The sequence below is a fragment of the Curtobacterium sp. MCBD17_023 genome (assembly GCF_003224415.1).
Lineage (GTDB): Bacteria > Actinomycetota > Actinomycetes > Actinomycetales > Microbacteriaceae > Curtobacterium.
This window is the reverse complement of the sequence record NZ_QKLJ01000013.1, coordinates 20,753-37,769: the sequence shown is the minus strand read 5'-3', so window position 1 is coordinate 37,769 and position 17,017 is coordinate 20,753. Positions and strand designations below refer to the sequence as shown.

Here is a 17,017-nt window from a genome sequence, read left to right as displayed (position 1 = left end):
GCGTCGGGGTGAGCGCGAGGGTTCGGGGGAGAGGTGGTTCGTGGGTGTCGCGACGGGCGCGGAGGCAGCTCGCGTCGGGACGGGCGAGAGCCCGGACGCCGGTCAGGTGGGTGGGACCGGCGTCCGGGCGCTTGCGGGACTTACTTGATGGAGGCGACCGCCGCTGCGGCCTTCTCCGCGAGGTCGGACGACAGGGCGGCCGACTTGGCCTCCGTCGCCGCGGCCTTCTGCGCGTCCTCGGACACGACGTAGCCGAGGTACGCCTTCACGAGGTCGGCCTTGTCCTTGTCCTCGTACTCCTGGCACGCGATGGCGTAGGAGACGAGCACGAGCGGCCAGGCACCCTCAGCGGTGTCCTTGCGGTCGATGTCGATCGCGAGGTCGTTCTCCTCGCGGCCCGTGGCGATGTCGGAGTCGGCGACGACCTGGGCAGCGCCCTCGGCGGAGAGCTCGGTGGCCGTGTCGCCGACCATCAGCTTCGCCTTGTCGAGGTCACCGGCGCCGGAGTCGTCGATGTAGGTGATGGCGTTCGAGGCGCCCTGCATGGCCGAGGCCACACCGGAGGTGCCCTTCGCGCTGTCGCCGACCTGGAACGGGAAGGTCTGGCTGGGCTCTTCGGTCCAGACGTCGGGGGCGTTCGCCGCGACGTACTCGGAGAAGTTCTGCGTGGTGCCCGAGTCGTCCGAACGGTGGACGACCGTGATGTTCGACGACGGCAGGTCGACACCGTCGTTCAGCGCGGCGATCTCGTCGTCGTTCCACTTGGTGATCTTGCCGGAGAAGATGCCCGCGATGCTCTTGGCGTCGAGGGTGAGGTCCGAGACGCCGTCGACCTTGTAGGCGATCGCGATCGGGGAGATGTAGACGGGGATGTCGATGCCCTTGGAGTCCGCGGCGCAGTTCTTGAACTCGCCGGAGAGCTCCTCTTCCTTCAGCGCGGCGTCGGAGCCGGCGAAGTCAGCGGCACCGGACATGAAGTTCTCGCGCCCGGCACCGGAGCCGTCGGGCGTGTAGTTCACCGTGACGCCGGAGGCCTGCTCCTGGAAGCCGGCGGCCCAGGTGGCCTCGGCGGTCTGCTGCGCGGAGGAGCCCGAGCCGGTCAGGGTGCCGGAGAGGTTCGAGTAGTCGACACCCGAGGAGGCGGCGGACGACGAGGTGTCGCTGCCCGCGGTGTCCTCGTTCGCCGCGCAGGAGGAGAGCACGACGGCGCCGGCGATCGCGATTGCCGCGACCGAGCCGATTCGCTTGATGTTCACAGGGGTCCCTTCGGGAGGTGAGTGCAGTGGGACCGCTGTGTGGTCCCCGGGCCGGTGCTGACCCGGGAGTGACTGTAGGGACGAGAGGTGACCGGGATGACGCTCCCTGGTGAACGGGAGGTGAACGCGGGGTTCACCCGGCGCGGGTCGGCGGACGCGGGTCGGCGTGCGCGGGCAGGATCAGGGGCAAGCTGCCCTCTAGCCGGGAGGCTCGGGGGGACACCGCGGGCCTGTCACCGGCTGAGGTGGGTCCCGATGGTCGGCGTCCGTGCCGGACGCGGGTCCTGCCACGCTGGACTCTTCGCCTGTCCGACGGCCCGGCCGGGTGGCAGCCCGGCCTGTCGGACGGCCCGGTTCCCGGCTGCCCGTCATGACGGACGGCTGGTTCCGGGCTGCCCGTCATGACGGACGACTGGTTCCGGGCTGCCCGTCCTGCTCGCTGACGGGCTGCTCCGGCCCTGGGTCAGGCGCTGACGGTGTTGCGGTGCGTCTCGACCGCGACGAGCTTGCGGCCGGCGATGTGCAGGACGGCGAAGTCCCCGACGGAGAGCATGGCGGCCCGGCGGAGGTCGAACCGCGCCCGGTCATCGGCGGTGTCGCTCGCGATCCGGGAGATGATGTCCGGCAGCACGGGGCCGTGCGAGCACAGCACGGCGGATTTGCCCTTGTCGAGGCGTTTCCGCACGACGCCCTTGATGTCGGCGGTGCCGCGTTCGTGGGCGTCCTGGCTGATGTCCGGGGTGTCCGAGACGCCGAGCTTCGTCTTGGTCGACAGCGGCTCGACGGTCGCGAGGCACCGCGCGGCGGTGCTGCTGACGATCTTCTTCGGGCCGAACGCCGCGACCGGTGCCGCCACGGCCTTCGCCTGCGCTCGTCCGACCGGCAGGAGGGGGCGGGTCGCGTCGGGCCCGTCCCAGTCCGAACCGGGGACGGTCTTCGCGTGCCGCAGGGCGATCAGGGCGAAGGTGTCGTGCTCGCCCGCTGCCGCACGCTCGGCGAAGCGTTCGAGGATCGCGACGTCCCGCTCGTAGGTGAGCCGCGCGCGGGCGTCGTCGATCGACACCCACTCGACGGCGGCGACCTCGTCGTTCGGACGGAAGGCCCCCGCTCGCTCGAACTCCTTCCGGCTCACCCGTGCCGACCAGTAGTGCACGACCTTGTCGCGCCCGCTGGGCAGGACGTACTCGGCACGACCGAGGGGAGCGCCGAGGTACACGCGGTACCCGGTCTCCTCGTCGATCTCACGTACAGCTGCTTCCGGGACGCTCTCGCCCGGGTCGACCTTGCCCTTGGGGAACGAGACGTCCTTGTGGTGTTCCCGGTGGATGAGGAGCACGAGCGGGACGCCGTCCTGCTCGCGCCACACCACGGCTCCGGCCGCGACGACCGGGCCTGCCTGCCCTCCACTCACCGCGTCGAGCGCTTCCGCGCCGAGATCGTCCGCATCTGCACGTTCTGGGCATCGTCGAGCGGTCGACCGTCCTCGTCCGTCGAGCGGCGGGTCCATTCGCCGTCCGACTCCAGGTGCCAGGAACTGGTGGTCTCGGCCATCGCCAGGTCGAACATCCCCTGGACCTCGTCGATGTGCGCGGGAGCGGTGAGCCGCACCAGGGCTTCGACGCGACGGTCGAGGTTGCGGTGCATCATGTCTGCGCTGCCGATGAAGACGACCGGGTCGCCGTCGTTGTGGAACGCGAAGGCCCGGGAGTGCTCCAGGTACCGTCCGACGATGCTCCGGACGCGGATGGTCTCGCTGACCCCTTCGAGTCCCGGCTTCAGCGAACAGATCCCGCGGACCCAGACGTCGACGGGGACACCGGCCTGGCTCGCGAGGTACAGCGCGTCGATGATCTGCTCGTCGACCATCGAGTTGACCTTGATGCGGATGCCCGAGGGCTTCCCCTCGCGGGCGTTCTGCGCCTCTGTCTGGATGCGCTTGACCAGCCCCTTCCGCAGGTGCAGCGGCGCGACCAGCAGTCGCTTGAACTTCTTCTCGATGGCGTAGCCCGACAGCTCGTTGAACAGGCGCGTCAGGTCCTTGCCCACCGTGTCGTCCGCGGTGAAGAGGCCCATGTCCTCGTAGATCCGCGAGGTCTTCGGGTTGTAGTTGCCCGTGCCGATGTGGCTGTAGTGCTTGAGCGTCCCGCCCTCCTGCCGGATGACGAGCACCAGCTTGGAGTGCGTCTTCAGCCCGACCAGGCCGTAGACGACGTGCACGCCGGCCTTCTCGAGCTTGCGGGCCCACGTGATGTTGTTCTGCTCGTCGAAGCGCGCCTTGATCTCGACCAGGGCGAGGACCTGCTTACCGGCAGCTGCGGCGTCGATGAGGGCCTCGACGATGGGGGAGTCGCCCGACGTGCGGTACAGCGTCTGCTTGATCGCGAGGACGTTCGGGTCGGCTGCGGCCTGCTCGAGGAACGCCTGCACGCTGGTCGCGAAGGACTCGTACGGGTGGTGGACCAGGACGTCGCGCGCGGCGATCGCGCGGAACAGGTCGGGCTTCGTGTTCGGTTCGCCCGGCTGGAACTGCACCGGGGTCGTCGGGACGTGACGCGGGTAGTGCAGGTCGGGACGGGCGATCTTGGCGATCTCGAACAGTCCGCCGAGGTCGAGCGGCGACGGCAGGCGGTAGACCTCCTGCTCGGTGATGTCGAGTTCGCGCACCAGGAGGTCGAGCGTCACCGGGTCCATGTCCTCGGTGATCTCGAGCCGGATCGGCGGACCGAAGCGACGGCGGAGGAGCTCTCGCTCGAGTGCCTGGATGAGGTTCTCGGCCTCGTCCTCCTCGATCTCGACGTCCTCGTTGCGGGTGATGCGGAACACGTGGTGCTCGAGGACCTCCATGCCCGGGAACAGGTCCGGCAGGTGGTTCGCGATGAGGTCTTCGAGGGGGATGAAGCGCAGCCGCCCCGAGTTGTCGTCCGGGAGCTTGATGAAGCGCGGGTAGTTCTGCGGCACCTTGAGGCGCGCGAACTCCTGCCGCTGCGACTTCGGGTTGCGCACCCGCACCGCCAGGTTGAGCGAGAGGCCGGAGATGTAGGGGAACGGGTGTGCCGGGTCGACTGCGAGCGGCATGAGCACCGGGAAGATCTGCTCGCTGAAGTACTCACGCATCCGCAGGCGGTCGTCCTCGCCCAGGTCGGACCAGTGCTCGACGTGGATGCCGGCGGCGTCGAGGTCGGGCTTGAGCGACCCGATGAAGGCGTTGGCGTGCCGTTCCTGCAGCTCGTGCGCCTTCATCGCGATGTCGCGCAGGACGTCGCTCGGCGCGCGACCGACGTTGGTGGGGACCGCGATGCCGGTGTCGATGCGGCGCTTCAGGCCGGCGACGCGGACCATGAAGAACTCGTCGAGGTTCGACGCGAAGATCGCGAGGAAGTTCGCACGCTCGAGCAGCGGCTGCGTCCGGTCTTCACCGAGCTCGAGCACGCGCTGGTTGAAGCGGAGCCAGCTGAGCTCACGGTCGAAGTACCGGTCCGAGGGCAGCGACTCGTGCTCGATCTCCACGACCTCGTCGAAGTCGTCGAGGTCGTTCGCGACGGAGTCGCCGTCCAGCTGCGGTTCGGTGTCCATGGCCACATCCTGCCACCAGCACCCTGCACCGGGAGCGGCCCGGGTTGCGCCTGTGGAGACAGAGGGTGAACGGGCAGTCGTCGGGACGGCGGATCAGCTGTCCACAGGAGCGTACGAGCGGATGGACGACTCGGTACTGTGGACCCCGTCAGAGCCTCCGGGGGATCTTCTGCGCGGGGGTGCAGGTACGAAGAGAAGAGGGGTTCACCATGTCGCGTGTGCTTTCGACCGAGCAGGCGAAGACCGCCATCCGTCAGATCCAGTCCATCGTGAACGGTGGGTTCACGGACCAGATCTCGCAGCTCGATGCGCAGGGGCGCATCCTGTCCGACTCGAACGTGTGGGACGGGCCGTTGGCTGCGAACTTCCGTGGTTCGACGTGGCCGGAGACCAAGGCTGCGCTGGACAAGGCGAAGACGGAGCTCGAGCAGCTCCGGACGCAGCTCGACAAGATCTCGCAGGACATCTTCACCGCGGGTGGCGGCGCGTAACACCGACCGACAGCGCCCGGGTCGTCGACTGGTTCGACGGCCCGGGTTCCCGCGTTCGACGCGGACCATCACGACCAGCACCACTTCTTCCGGGGGGACGACAACCGTGTCAGGACAGCTGCACGCCAACACCGATCCGATCGAGTTCGACGACGCCACCGCTGATGCGCTCGCCAGCGCCATGCGCGGCGCGGCGAGTGCGATCGACGGTCAGATCGGGAGTCGTCAGTCGTACGTGTCGACGGCCTCGCAGGAGTTCCGCGGCCACTTCTCGCAGCTGTTCACCGAGAACGCGACGATCGCGAAGAGCGACGGTACGACCCTCTCAGACCTGATGCGCACGGTCGCGGGGTGGGTCGACCAGATGAAGAAGCTCGCCGCAGAAGAACGCGAACGGCGTCGCCAGGCCCGTGAGTGGCAGGAGCAGCAGGCTGAACGCAACGGGTTCGAGAAGTGGTGGGACGACACGTTCGGCACCGGGAACCCGCCGGACATCGAGAACAAGCCCGCGCCTCCGTTCGGCCCCGCGGAGATGCAGCCGAAGCCGAGGCAGACGCCTTCCCCGGGTTCCGGCGGCGGCGGGGGCGGGACGTCGTCCGCGAAGCCGGAAGACCTCCGGTCCTTCGCCACGGGCTCGGCGTCGTTGAACTCCGAGCTGTCCGGGAAGCCCGGGCTGCTCCGGGGCAAGCTGTCCGACTTCGCGTCCCTGTGCTCCTGGGGCACGATCAACGCGGACGGGCTCGTCACCGGCTTCGAGCGGTGGCTCGCAGCCAACGACCAGGACGTCGCCTGGGCGAAGACCATCGCCGACGCCTTCGCCGCCGCCGGGGGTGAAGGCGCGGTCTCGACCGTGTCCGACGCAGCGCTCGGCGCAGCTCTGCAGGCCGCGGGCGTGTCGGCCAACCGGACCGACCTGCAGATCGATCCGCCCACCGCCTACGGCGCGCAGCCGACGACCGGTTACTCGATGGACCCGGTCAACACGACGACCGGCAACTTCCTCGAGCCAGAGCTCGACCTCTCCTTCGACGGCGCATCCGCGTCCCTCAGGGTCTCGCGCATGTACAACTCCCTCGACCAGCGGGTCGGGGTCTTCGGCCCGGGGTGGGCGTCCGTCCTCGAGACCCGCCTGCTCCTCGACGACGAGGGCGCGTCCTTCGTCGGTGCCGACGGCCGGCTCGTCCGCTTCCCCCGGGCCGGCACCGGTTGGGCGCGCGGCGTCGGCGAGAACCGGTGGCTCACGACGGAGGCAGACCTCCTGGTCGTGCGGGACAACGAGGGTGGTCGTATCGACTTCACCCCGACTGGTCTCTGGGTCGGCGAGAGCGCCGGACCCGGAACAGCCGTGGCGGTGGAACGGGACGCTTCCGACGCCGTCGTGCGTCTCCGCCACGAACGCGGTCGCTTCGTGGACGTCGAGTACGTCGACGGTCGTGTCGCCGTGCTGCGGGCCTCCGACGGACGTCGGGTGGAGTACGGGTACGACGACCGAGGGCGCCTGGTCTCGGCCGCGACCCCGCTCGGGACCAGGACGTACGGCTGGGACGAGGACGACCTCATCGTGACGGTCACGAGTGCCGACGGCGTGCTCGAGGTCGACAACGTGTACGACGCGCAGCGTCGTGTCGTCGAGCAGACCAGCCCGCACGGCCGCCGAGTCCGGTTCGCCTACCTCCCCGGCCGCGTGACCGTGGTCTCCGACCAGGACGGGACGCGTTCGAACGCCTGGATCGCGGACCCGAAGGGTCGACTCGTCGGGATCATCGACTCGGATGACCGTCGACAGTCGATGAGCTACGACCCGCACGGCAACCTCGTGTCAGCGACGGAACGCGACGGTTCGGTCACCGTGCACGCCTACGACGCGCGAGGCCGCCGTACGCGGACGGTCACGCCGACCGGTGGGGACCTGACGTACGGCTACGACGACGCCGACCGCGTCACGACCGTGGTCACGGAGAGCGGCAGCGTCGTCACGTACGAGTACGACGGTGACGAGCGTGACCCGTCGGTCGTCATCGACCCGATGGGCGGACGAACCGAACTCACGTGGGACCACGGCCTGCTCCTCCGGGTCGTCGACCCCACCGGTGTCACGCTCAGCCTCGACCACGACGCGTCGGGCGAGCTCGTCGCCGTGACCAACGCTGCCGGGCACGTCGCACGGATCGAGCGGGACGCCGCCGGTCACGCCGTCGCGACCATCAGCCCCACCGGCGCCCGCACGGAGTACCGCTACGGTGCCGCCGGTCAGGTCGTCGCTCGCCGTGACCCCGACGGCGCGACGTGGACGGTCGAGTACACCGCGGGTGGACGCGTCAGCGCCGTGACCGACCCGATCGATGCGCGGACCGTCCTCGCCTACGGGGCGGACGGTGAACTCGCCTCCACGACCGACGCGCTCGGACGGACCACCCGCCGGACCTACGACGACCAGGCCAACCCGCTGCAGGTCACCCTGCCGAGCGGCGCGTCCTGGACCTTCGCGCACGACGCCTTGTCGCGCCTCCAGTCCGTCGTCGACCCCACCGGCGCAGTGTGGCGCCGGGAGTACGGGGTCAACGGCGACCTGCACGCCGTGACCGACCCCACCGGAGTCCGCAAGGAGTTCTCGGAGGACCCGGCCACTGGCATCTCCACGTTGTCGGACGCGTTCGCGACGACCACCGTCCGGTCCGACGAGTTCGGACGGCCCGTCGAGGTGACGTCCGACGAGACCGGTTCCGAACTCGTGACGTACGACGCTTGTGGCCGACCGGTCGAGCTGGTGGACGGTGAGGGTGGCCTCACCCGTATCGAGCGCGACCCGAGTGGCCGGATCAGCGCGATCACGTCGCCGAGCGGTGGGCGGACGACCTACGAGTACGACGCCTGTGGCCGGCCTTCGGCCGCCACCGACCCACTCGGGGCGCGGACGACGATCACCTACGACGCAGACTCACGGGTCGTCGCGCGGATCTTGCCGACGGGTGACGTCGAGCGCATCGAGTACGACGTCGTCGGACGCGTCGTCGCGCGGACCGCACCCGGAGAAGGAACGGCTCGCTACCGCTGGGACGCGGCCGGGAGGCTCGTCTCCGTCCACGACGCACGTCACGGTCGACGTCGGTTCCGCTACGACGCCGCGGGCCAGCTCACTGAGGCCGAGAACGGCGTCGGTGGAGTGACCGCGTACACGTACGACGTCGACGGGCGCCTGACCAGCGCGACCGACCCGGTGGGTGGCATCACCCGGTACACCTACGACGGCGCCGGACGGCTGACCGCCATCACGGATCCGCTCGGCAGGACGACCACAGCACGACTCGACGCCGCGGGCCGCCGCATCCAGCAGACGGACCCCGACGGCGGGGTGGTCGAATGGGCGTACGACGCTGCAGGACGTGAGCGGCGGCTCTCGGTGGACGGTGCTCTCGTGGCGGAGACCATGCACGACAGGGCTCGACGGACCGTGGTCGTCACCGACCACACGCGCGGCCTCGGACGGGCAATCGAGCACGAGCTGTGCTTCGACCGGCGAGGTCTGCTCGTCCGGCGGAGCCGGGGTGGGCGGGCGATGTCGTGGGAGTACGACGCCGACGGACGTCGTACGGCGCGCACGGACCCCGACGGCAATCGCACGACATGGCGCAGGGACGCCGCAGGCCGCGTCGTCGGCGTCGAACGGGAAGGACTCACGCCCGCCGCGTTCACCCTGGACACCCTCGGGCGCATCGTCCAGGCCTCGACCGGTGACGTCGTCCAGTCGTGGTCCTACGAGCGCGGGGCGTTCGTCGAACACACCGTGACCACGCCGGAAGGCGGCACGACGACCCGCATCGACCGCGACGAGGACGACCGCATCGCGGGGATCACCGGCGCGGACGGCCGGAGGACCTACACCCATGACGCCGCGGCGCAGCTGGTCGGTGCGCTCGACGACAGCGGCCGTGGGCGGACCTGGCGGTACGACGCCGCGGGACGCCTCGTCGCCGAGACCGTCGGCGGTGCCGAACTCCGACACGAGTACGACGCTGCCGGGCAACTCGTCGCCACCACCGGTGCTGACGGTGCGCGGACCGAGTACGTGCACGACGGACTCGGACGGCGCGTCCGGCGGACTGCTCCGGACGGTTCGACCACCGAGTACGCATGGTCGGACCTCGGGTTCCTGGCCGGCGTCGTCGAACGAGACGCGACGTACGACGAGACCGGCCGACTCGAGGTGTGGACCGACGCCCTGGGCGAGGTCGCGGAGGTCGGAGGATCCGTCACCTGGTGGGACACCGCTGCGGGTGTCCCAGTCCTGGCCTCCGTCGGCGCGACGCCTGTCCTGGAGGCTCCGGGCGGGATCGTGGCCATCGACGGGAACTGGACGGCATCGACCTGGCGCGGGGCGCGTGCGACCGATGCGACCGACCCCTGGGCGCTCCTCGCATCGACGAACGGGATCGGCGGCGGAGCTGCCCTGCCGTCCGGCGTCGGGCTGACCCCGGGCGGCAGCCTGAGCATCGCGGGGATGGAGTGGCTCGGGGCCCGGGTGTACGACCCCGTGGCGAAGGGCTTCCTGTCGACGGACCCGCTCGCTCCGGTCGTCGGAGCTGGGTGGTCGGGGAACCCCTACTCGTACGCGGGGAACGATCCGCTGCACGCGGTCGACCCACTCGGGCTGCGGCCGGCGACGGACAAGGACCTGCAGGCGTACCGGGATGCGCACCAGGGCGGTCTGAAGACGTTGATGAATGACAATGCATACCTGGTCGGTGGTGGCGCCGTTGCTCTCGGGGTACTGGCAATGGCCACCGGATTCGGTGGACCGCTCGGCATGATGCTCATCAGCGGAGGCGCGGACGTCATATACCAGAAGGCAACCACTGGCACTGTCAATTGGGTTGAGGCTGGCGCTATGACAGTCATGGGCGGAGTAGGTGCGGGGATGGGCACGTTGCTCAAAGGCGCTCGTTTCGGCGGACCAGCCACGCAGTTCGTCGCTCAGCGAGTGGCGCCCACCAGTCAGGTCGTGAAGTCCCTCGCGACGAACATGGCGGTGAACGGGGGTATTTCATCGGGCATGTCCACGGCGGTCTATGCAGGGACATCGGTTGCCAAGGGCGAGCAGGTGACCGGTCGGGGTCTTGTGGCCTCCTCAGTCGGTGGATTCGTCAGCGGCTCGCTGGGCGGCCTGAGCGGTCCCGCTGGCGGTACCATCGCGGAAACCTTGGGGCGTCCTGTGGAGGGCTTCGTGGCGAAGGGAGCAAGTTCATTGATCGGCTCGGCGAGCTCGGTCGGCGGTGCCGGCATTTCGTCCATGATCGACGGGCATGACATGACTTGGCAGGACATGGCCTTCAGTACCATCTCGGGCGGCGGGTCGGTTCACCTGCCAGCGGTACGCCCACAATTCGAACAGACGAACATGGAAGTATTGAGGAAGATGCCCTACACACAGCCCCGAACCGCTGACGGGCTGTTCAGCTCCCAGCAGAACAGCGTTGCTCTCTGGGGTTCGACCGCGTCGGGTGCCACTGTCGGGGGCATCGGCGACGCTGTCTGGGAGATGTTCAGTGGCTAAGTCCGAACGGCGTCGGCAGAGAATGACGCCGATGTCCCAGACGACGGCAATATGGAACTCAGGGATCATGGTCGTCTTCCTCGCCCTGGCCCTTGCCTCAGCGATGCGTGGCTTCACACCGACTCACCTGGTGTTGTCAAGCGTCGTGCTCCCGTTCGTCGTCGGCGCCGTGTTTGCAGCAATGGGACGCGGATGGCTCTTGGGAGTGCTCATGCTCGTGGCGGTTGGCATTCCTCTCCTCGACGTGGCCGGGCTGACGAACTTCCCTCTTGCGAGGGCAGCGTGGTTCTTGTCTGTCCTGGCGGGGTGGTTCGCCGGCGCCATGATCGGGCAACTCCGTGGCCAGCGGGGAACGGAACCAGAGGCCAAGCAGCACCACCTCGATTGGGACGTGAGGGGCAAGTCCTTCCGCGAATGGTCCCCGACTGTCCCTCAAGTTGAAGCCAAGATCCGCGCTCTTGACGGCCAGGAGCGCACATTGGTCTCGTTGGTTAAGGGCCACGGGCGCCTGGATGTTTGTCATGGAGCTGCCGGGCGTTTCGTGCTCTTCGAAGCGGGAGACGTGCGTGACGATGCGTCCTGGCGAATGCCAGCGAAACCAACTGACGTCGGAGAAGTTGAAGTGCGGCTGGGAAACGTCGTCGCGCCCGTGAATCGGGGCTTGCTCATCGATGTCGAGAAAGCCGTCACGATTGCGACGGCATTCGAGCTCGGCAAATCCGTACGGCCGGAGCCTGACTGGTGGGAGGGTGCGCAGGTGCTGACAGTGCGTCCGTCGTTTGATTGAGCGGTTGCGGCGTCACCAGGACTAGGGCGGTCATCCGCCGAGGTTGAGGTCACGACTTCCGACTGCGGTCGGATTCCCGTCAGTCCGGCCGAGCCGGAGGGAGGTAAGCCGGGGATGGCGTGTGATTTCGATGTCGGCGCGGGCTCGTACTGTCTGCACCCGTTTCTCAACAGCAACCGCCAAGCTTTGTACGTCAAGGACTTTCATCGCATCTGAGCGCTGACGCCCGTGCCGATCAGGGCTCAACTCGCCGCCAGTGATCGTGTCCGCTTCGTCAGCGTGAAGTCATCGAAGGCAACAGCAACCGGGTCCCTACCGAAGATGTCGAAGGCCAAGGCGTGGGTGTTGTTCCTCGTGTGGGCCTTCGCGATCGTCTTCGCGAGTGCGTTCCTCCTCGCAGGCTCTGCGGTATTCCAGTCGTGCGACGTTGCACATCGCGTCCGTTTGTCGTGTTTCATCTCCTCAGCGGAGGCGGTTAGGGGGTCCACGCGCTCGGCTAGCGGCGTCGGAGCATCGGTTCCTCAAGAGCTCATCGAACAGGGCGGTTGCGGGCGGTTCGTGCTGCGCGAGGGCGTCACGGTGGACAACCGAGGTGACATCGCATCAGCTTCGAGACCGGAGAGGAGTACATTCTTGATGCCGGTGGCGGCTCCCTCGAGGTGAGGGCTTCGTCGCGGGTGTTCGGTGCCGCGCCGGAACTCCTCGGATACCGTCGTTCTCGAGTTCGGCGCTCGGTCGGCGCAGGCGCGACTGGAGGGACGACATGAGCTTGCTCGACCTGATCGACACCCTGGACGATCGCGGTGCTGAAGACGCGGCCTCTGACGAACAGATCCACGCGGTGCAGTCCGTCCTCACCCGGGCTCTGGTGCAGGAACACGGGAGCCCCGTGTCCCGGTCGTTGGTGCGGGAGGCCGGACGGCTGGTCGCGGATTCCTGGCCTGTCGGAAGCGAGCTCGGGGCGCTGGTGCTGACCTTCGCGCAGTCGGTGTAGCTCGGGTCTCGGTGATCGCTGCGCCGAACGCCGAACGCCGAACGGCCCGCGAGTCGTCGCCATTGGTCGTGTCGCCCGAACGGGGGACCCGGGCGCCTGTGCACAGTCGTCCCTCCGCGGCGCAGCCCCGTTAGGATCGAGTCGCTTGTCGGTTCTTGAGGGGGACGGTCGCCAATGTCGTTGCGCACGCTGCATCCAGGGGTACGAACGAGGAACAGCCGCGCGCTCGCGGTGGTCGCGATGGCGGGCGCTGCTGCGGTTGTCCTGGCGGGGTGCACGTCGACGGATCGCGCGGTGGAGAACCCGTCCCGTGTCCTGCAGACCGTGGACACGCGCCTCGCGGCGGACGGATCGATCACCACGATCTCCGACACCGCCATCTCGGTCGGCAAGGACGATTCGTCGTCCTCGGTCACGGAGCACGAGGCGGCGAAGGCCGCGGGCGACCTGCCGCTGCGCGTGACCACGCAGTACACGACGGCGAAGAAGAGCGGGACCGACCTCGCAGACCTGGCGGGCTACTCCGGTCGGGTCGAGATCGACCTGACCGTCGAGAACCTGACCGTCCGGTCGCGGAACCTGACCTACGACGTGGCCGGGGCCTCCCGGACGACGCCGGCGCTCGTCGGTGCTCCCTTCAGCATCGCCGCGTCGACGGTGCTGCCGGGTACCCGGCCGAACAGTGTCGTCACCGAGACCGCTGACGACCGGGCCGCGACCGACGGCGTCGTCAGCGCGAACGGCGACGGCGATGCCGTCGTGCAGTGGGGGCGCCTGCTCGCGCCGCCCACGTCGGGGGCGAGCACGACCCTGCACCTGGTGGCGAACGTCGACGACTTCGCCACGCCCTCCTTCGACCTGGCCGCGCAGCCGGGCATCTCGACCGACCTGTCCTCCACCGGGGTGGTGAACGCGGCCTTCGGGTCCGACACGGACTCTGAACTGGCGCTCCAGCGGCGCACCATCGACCTGATCTCGCAGGTGAACGAGGTCCTCGCGCGCGCCGGGAGCACGATCACCGAGGTCCGGTCGAACCTCGAGACGACGTCGTCCACACTCGGTGTCCGGACGGCTGACCGGCTGAAGGAGAGCAGCACGTCGCTCGCCAGCACGATGAAGTCGTTGTCCGGCCAGCTCGGTTCGCTCAAGTCCGACCTCGGTTCGACGGTCAGTGCGACGCAGTCCACGGTGTTGCAGCAGCTGCAGGAGACGACCACGAGCCTCGACGCGTTGCTCGGTGACACCTCCGCCACCGCTCCCAGTCCGGCGATCGACGGCGAGGGCTGTGCGGCAGCTCCGCAGCAGGCGGATGGTGGCGCGAGCGTCTACGGCAACCTCCTGCGAGTGTCGTCGCAGTTGGAGGGGTACGCGACGGCGAGCGAGGAGTGCAAGCAGCAGGTCAGTGTGCAGCTCGCATCGTCCGTCGGGCCCAGTGAGCCGACAGCGGAGAAGTGCGCCGCCGACGACGCGAAGTCATCTCTGACGTGCGCACTCTTCGCCTCGTCCACGACGATCACGACGGCGCTCACCGGACTCGTGTCGACCGGGGACGACCTGGCGGCCAGCCTGCAGCCGGAATTGGCGCAGCAGGCGATCGACAGCTACGACGCACTCGATTCCCAGTTGGCTGCCATCGACCAGGTCCTCGACGAGCTGGCGTCCGAGGCGTCCGGCGGGGTCGACGAGCGCGAGGTCGCGCTGACCGCACTCCGCGAGCGTATCCAGGACGCACTCAAGACGGTCGATCCGCTCGTCCGCGCGATCGGCGCGGTCCACGATCGTGCGGTCGGCGCCCGGGGCGTCATCGGCGAACTCGACGCTTCCGCCGGAGACCGGTCGTTGCAGGGGCAGAACGCCGCCCTCGCCGAGCGGATCTGCCGGTTGATCGCGCCCACTGACCCGACCGGGTTGCTCCCCACCTTGCCCGGCCTCACCGAGCAGCAGGCTGATGAACTCCGGTCGTACCTGACTCGCACGCCGTGCGTGGACGACGGTGACGGCAGGACCCTGAGCCCGCCGCTCGGGTACTCCGACCCGATGGACGAGCGGCTCGACGCGCAGGCGAGCGACTGGGACGCCGTGATCGACAGCACGGACCTCACGAAGTCGGAGAACGGGATCAGTGCGGTCATCGCGGACCTGCAGGATGCCCTCAACCGGGCGGAGAGCGCTCGCGTGGAGGCCGTGGACAAGATCGACGACAACGACACCAGCACGAGTGGGACCCTCGACGAACTGCGTGCGGCGTCCGCCGCGGCCAACACAGCGGGTGATGACATCAGCGCCAAGCTCGACACCCTCAAGACCGAGCAGGACGCTCTCGGCAAGAAGGTGAAGGACGCCTTCGCCGAGGCGAACGACGAGACAGCGAAGAAGATCGACGCCCTCATCGACCAGCAGGTCCGCGACGTGTCGAAGCAGGCCGGGACCAGCAACGCCGCCGTGCTCAAGGCGTTCGACCAGTCGATCGCCGGCCTCCGCTCGACGTCGAAGCAGGTGACATCCGGAGCCAAGGGCACGATCGACGAGCAGCGCGGCAAGCTCGAGCGGGAGAACTCGGCCCTCGCGAGCGCAGTGGACGAGCAGACGAAGCAGAGCCTGGCGCGGATCGACGCGAGCACCACGGCGTCGACCCGCGACGTCGAGGGCGCGAGCACGCTGCTGACCGGAGACCTCAACCGCGTGATGCTCGACCTGGGTGACCGCAAGGTCAACGGCTCCGGCATCCTCGGCGCGATGGCGACGAGCGCGGCGAAGTCCGACTCCGCCGACTACCAGCTCGCCCTGGCCTCGCAGAACGCAGCTGGGTACGCCAACGTGCGCGCCGAGGACGTGGCAGGCATCCTCCTCCAGCAGGAGCAGTTCCGCGCATCGCTCGACGCGGCGACCGCTCTGCCGGCGTTCCGGATGGACGTGCCGGAGAGCGCGACCTCGACGACGCTGTACACCTTCACCATCGGGGGCACACGATGACGCACGCCGTCGACGACATGCAGCACGACCGGCGGCCGCGCCAGCCGCTCGTGATCGTCGCGATCGCGGTGCTCGTCATCGCGGTGGTCCTGGCGGTCGTGGTGTTCGTGGTCGACCGGAACACGCCCGCGGCCGAGGCCGTCCCGGCGACCGTGCCGGTCCCGATCCGGGTCGCCCATGTGCCCGAGGGTACGAAGATCGGTGTGGTCGTCACGCTCGGCGACGGCGAGGGGGCCGACTGGGACGAAGCGGCGCAAGGTGCCCTCGTCGCGGAACGTCGTCTCACGCTGGGCGGGACGGACGTCGAACTCGTGACGCGGAACGACGGCGGCAGCGCCGGCGGTGGGGAGCGTGCCGTCGAGGCACTCGTCGACAGCGGCGTCTCGGGCATCGTGGTCGCCTCGTCCGGTGCACACGTCTCCGGCGCACTCGAGGCCGCCGCCGACGCCGGGGTGCCGGTCGTCCTCCCGTACGCATCCAGTGGCAGCGACTCGTGGTCGACGGCGCCGTCGCCGGCCTCCACGAGCGCCGCCATGGAACGCGCGCTCCGAGGCGCTGACTCCCCGCTGCTGGTCGACCTCGGCGGCGGTGCGCCCTCCGGGCTGGAGGTCGCCCACGTGCTCACCGCGGATGCCGCCGCCGACGACACCGCGCTCGCGACGACCGTCGCCGAGCGGACCGGTGCCGTGACGGCGGACGCCACGCCCGCAGCCGGTGACGACCAGGCCGATGCCCCCGCTCCGGCGGACTCGGACGCGGTCGTCGTCAGCGGCTCGGCGGCTCGACAGGGGGCGTTCGTCGCCGCCCTGCAGTCCGCGGACGTGACGGTGCCCGTCGTCCTCACCCCGCAGGCGACCAGTCCGGCGTTCGGCACCGCGCTCGCCGACGCGAACGGCAGCCTGTCGGGCACGTTCGTCTCCGCGGGCGTCGCGACCGACGACGCGCGTGCGCTCACCTCTGACGAGCAGGGCCGTGCGATGTCGGCGTTCCTCGGCGGCGTCCGGGTGCTCGCTGACGACCCGGATGCGCAGAACCTCACCGCGGACCAGCCGTTCTCCGCGGTGGCCTGGGCTGCTGACTCGCGGAGCCATGACGCGGTCGTGGCCTTGGTGCGAGCCGTCGGCTCGGCTCGCAGCGACGACCCGTCCGAGGTGACCGACGCGCTCGCCACACTGCGTCTGGACGCCGGCGACGGGATCGCAGGACCTGCGCTCGACTTCCGCCAGCAGCAGGCACTCCGGACGGATGCGACGGTCCTCGCAGCCTCGTCGCAGACCCTCGGGCTCCGACCGGCGACCGCGGAACCGACCGCGTCGCTCGTGTGGTTCCAGGACTCCACCGCTCGCTGACCACGCACCGGCGCACCGGCGCACGAGTCGCCGCACCCCAGAC

Annotated in this window: 9 protein-coding genes; 6 read left to right on the top strand and 3 right to left on the bottom strand. The window is 69.2% G+C overall.

Features of this window, described 5'->3' with window-relative positions:
• Nucleotides 1-140: 140 nt before the first annotated feature.
• The 3 genes from DEI84_RS12680 to DEI84_RS12670 form a co-directional block, all read right to left on the bottom strand.
• Nucleotides 141-1,256, bottom strand: a complete 1,116-nt coding sequence (locus DEI84_RS12680) for a phosphate ABC transporter substrate-binding protein PstS (protein WP_110891092.1) — start codon at nt 1,254-1,256, stop codon at nt 141-143.
• Nucleotides 1,257-1,719: 463 nt separating this feature from the next.
• Entirely contained in the window at nt 1,720-2,667 is a 948-nt protein-coding gene (locus DEI84_RS12675) for an NUDIX domain-containing protein (RefSeq protein ID WP_181420447.1), read from the bottom strand.
• A complete protein-coding gene (locus tag DEI84_RS12670; RefSeq protein ID WP_110891090.1) occupies nt 2,664-4,829 on the bottom strand; it encodes an RNA degradosome polyphosphate kinase in 2,166 nt (721 codons plus the stop codon). The genes DEI84_RS12675 and DEI84_RS12670 overlap by 4 nt, the downstream gene beginning before the upstream one ends.
• Before the next feature lie 209 nt (nt 4,830-5,038).
• On the opposite strand from DEI84_RS12670, the gene DEI84_RS12665 reads away from it, so the two are divergent.
• The 6 genes from DEI84_RS12665 to DEI84_RS12635 all read left to right on the top strand — a co-directional run bounded on the left by DEI84_RS12665 (nt 5,039) and on the right by DEI84_RS12635 (nt 16,974).
• Nucleotides 5,039-5,320, top strand: a complete 282-nt coding sequence (locus tag DEI84_RS12665) for a pyrophosphorylase (RefSeq protein ID WP_110823592.1) — start codon at nt 5,039-5,041, stop codon at nt 5,318-5,320.
• 106 nt (nt 5,321-5,426) lie between these two features.
• Nucleotides 5,427-10,871, top strand: a complete 5,445-nt coding sequence (locus DEI84_RS12660; protein WP_110891089.1) for a DUF6531 domain-containing protein — start codon at nt 5,427-5,429, stop codon at nt 10,869-10,871.
• A 31-nt stretch (nt 10,872-10,902) separates the two neighbouring features.
• On the top strand, nt 10,903-11,658 hold the full coding sequence (locus DEI84_RS12655; RefSeq protein ID WP_146236367.1) for a hypothetical protein: 756 nt from the start codon (nt 10,903-10,905) through the stop codon (nt 11,656-11,658).
• Nucleotides 11,659-12,421: 763 nt separating this feature from the next.
• Entirely contained in the window at nt 12,422-12,652 is a 231-nt protein-coding gene (locus tag DEI84_RS12645; RefSeq protein ID WP_110891086.1) for a hypothetical protein, read from the top strand.
• A gap of 294 nt (nt 12,653-12,946) precedes the next feature.
• Entirely contained in the window at nt 12,947-15,625 is a 2,679-nt protein-coding gene (locus DEI84_RS12640) for a hypothetical protein (RefSeq protein ID WP_110891085.1), read from the top strand.
• Nucleotides 15,622-16,974: an amino acid ABC transporter substrate-binding protein gene (locus DEI84_RS12635; RefSeq protein ID WP_110891084.1), complete on the top strand. Its 1,353-nt coding sequence runs from the start codon at nt 15,622-15,624 to the stop codon at nt 16,972-16,974. The genes DEI84_RS12640 and DEI84_RS12635 overlap by 4 nt, the downstream gene beginning before the upstream one ends.
• Nucleotides 16,975-17,017 lie beyond the last annotated feature (43 nt).